This is a genomic window from Mycobacterium sp., assembly GCF_050701675.1.
Taxonomy (GTDB): Bacteria; Actinomycetota; Actinomycetes; order Mycobacteriales; family Mycobacteriaceae; genus Mycobacterium.
The window spans coordinates 1-1,942 of sequence record NZ_JBOGDD010000490.1 but is presented as its reverse complement, the minus strand read 5'-3'; the positions used below and the strand labels follow the sequence as shown (position 1 = coordinate 1,942).

3 protein-coding genes are annotated in these 1,942 nt (G+C 65.7%); all 3 read right to left on the bottom strand.

The window, feature by feature from the left end; genetic code table 11:
* On the bottom strand, nucleotides 1–861 hold an 861-nt coding region (locus ACRDUX_RS14620), incomplete at its 3' end, for an MMPL family transporter (RefSeq protein WP_526414744.1).
* A gap of 54 nt (nucleotides 862–915) precedes the next feature.
* On the bottom strand, nucleotides 916–1,629 hold the full coding sequence (locus ACRDUX_RS14615; protein WP_526414743.1) for an NYN domain-containing protein: 714 nt from the start codon (nucleotides 1,627–1,629) through the stop codon (nucleotides 916–918).
* Nucleotides 1,626–1,942 (bottom strand): tRNA (guanine(46)-N(7))-methyltransferase TrmB (gene trmB / locus ACRDUX_RS14610; protein WP_526414742.1); only part of this gene is annotated, 317 nt, incomplete at its 5' end. The genes ACRDUX_RS14615 and trmB, both read right to left, overlap by 4 nt.

Below are 1,942 nucleotides of genomic sequence, written 5' to 3'. Positions count from 1 at the left end.
GAACATGACCGTGCGACCGGATGTCATCACGGTCCGCCGGACGGCGGCCTCGGTGTCGTATCCCTCGGCGAGCTCCTCGCGGAACCGGCTCACGATGAACAGGCCGTAGTCGACGGCTATGCCCAGTCCCATCAGGGTCACCACGGGTTGGGCGAAGAAGTTCACCGGAACGAACTCGGCGACCAGTCGCATGATGCCCAGCGCGCCCATGATCGTCAGAGCGCCGATGATCCCGGGGAGTGCGGCGGCGACCACCGTGCCGAAGACGAAGAACAACACGACGCACACGAGCGGGATGGCCGCCACCTCGGCGCGTTTCTGGTCCTCGCCGATCGTGCCCGTCAACGCCCCGGCCAGCGGCTCGAGGCCGGTGATCTTGACGTCGACGCCGGGGATGTCGAAGTCGCCCTCGACCTCCTTGTAGTTGTTCAGGATGGTGTCGTCGTCGTTGCCCTTGAGCTGGATCGACATGAATCCATGCTGCTTGTCCGCGTCGGCCATCGTGGTGAGCACCTGCGGGCTCTTGAAGTATCCGATCGAGCGCAGAATCTGGTCCGGATGGTCCTTCTCGACCTGAGCGAGGTTGTCGAGGATCTTCTTCCGGAATGCCGGGTCGTCGATGGTCTTGCCGTCGGGAGCCGTGTAGATCGCGACGATGTGGCCCGACGTGTCGCGGCCGTAGGCCTGGTCGGCAGTCACGGACGCGTGGACCGACTGACTGCCGTTGTCGTAGAAGCCGCTCTGGGTGACGTGCTTACCCAGGCTGATACCGAACACGCCCGCGCCAAGGCAAAGTGCGACCATGACTCCGATCACTGCGTATCGGAATCGGTACACCGTTCGACCCCACCAGGCGAACACGTGAGCTCCTAACTGATCTTCTTCAAGTTTCTCGGCCCATGATGCTTCAGTTGTTCACCCGCGTGAGGTGAGTAGCGAGGACAGCGGCCGGAATGGCTGCAACCACGCCCCCTGCTGGGGCAGCGAATCAAGGCCGATTCGCGGTAGCGGCTCCCGGAAGACGCCGGGGATGTCCTCGAGGTCGACGAACTCCAAGGTATCCGACGCTAGCGCCCAACTCGCATGTTCGCGAAATCCGAGGACCCGGACCGGGATGCCTTCGCGGGCGATGTCCTCGAGCGGAAGTCGGAACGCCTGCCCGTCGGCGGACGCCACGAACACGCTAGCCAGACCCTCGCTGCGGCGCAGTGCGATGTGGTCGAGCATGTCGCTGTCGACGTCGCTGTCGTCGTCGACCTTGGGTTTGGCGAACACCGCGAAGCCGACGTTGCGCAACGCTTCCACCCAGGGGCGGACGACGTCGGCGCTACCAGGGGCGATGTTGGTGAAGACCGTCGCCTCGGGTTCGAACGTGATCACCGGTTCGTCGGCGGAGCGTTCGGCCGAAAGGTCGGCGGTGCGGGCCAGCAGCCAGCGACCCAGCGCGTCGAACCGGGGTCGGTGCGCAGCCGTGGGCCGGCCGCCAAGGATCGACCCGAGCCCCATGTCGAGGTTCGGGGCGTCCCAGACCAGCAGCACCCGCTGAGGGGTGTTGAACTGAGGCTCGGTCGGCTCACCGGTCTCGTCGGGGATCGCCCCGGCTTCCTCTATCTCGTCCGTGATGCTCATGGCCGCTTCTCCCAGAGGAATTCGGCCACGGCACTGCCCGCGTGATGCGCCTTGTCCTCGTACTTCGTGACGGGCCGTCGCACCGAGATGGGTAGGTCGACGTCGGACACCTCGAGATCGGTGGCCAACCTGCGCAGTGCGGGCTCGGCGTCGCCGACCTCACCGATGTGTTCGGCGTAGCCGGCGTGATCCGTGGCGGCGTGCAGGATCCCGCCAACTCGGAGCCGGTCGGCGATCAACGCCAGGATCGCGGGCTGCAGAAGGCGGCGCTTGTGATGGCGCACCTTGGGCCACGGGTCGGGGAAGAAGACCC

Bases quoted from the DNA above. Each gene is read 5' to 3' on its own strand.
- ACRDUX_RS14615 (WP_526414743.1), bottom strand. From the start codon at position 1,629: ATGAGCATCACGGACGAGATAGAGGAAGCCGGGGCGATCCCCGACGAG.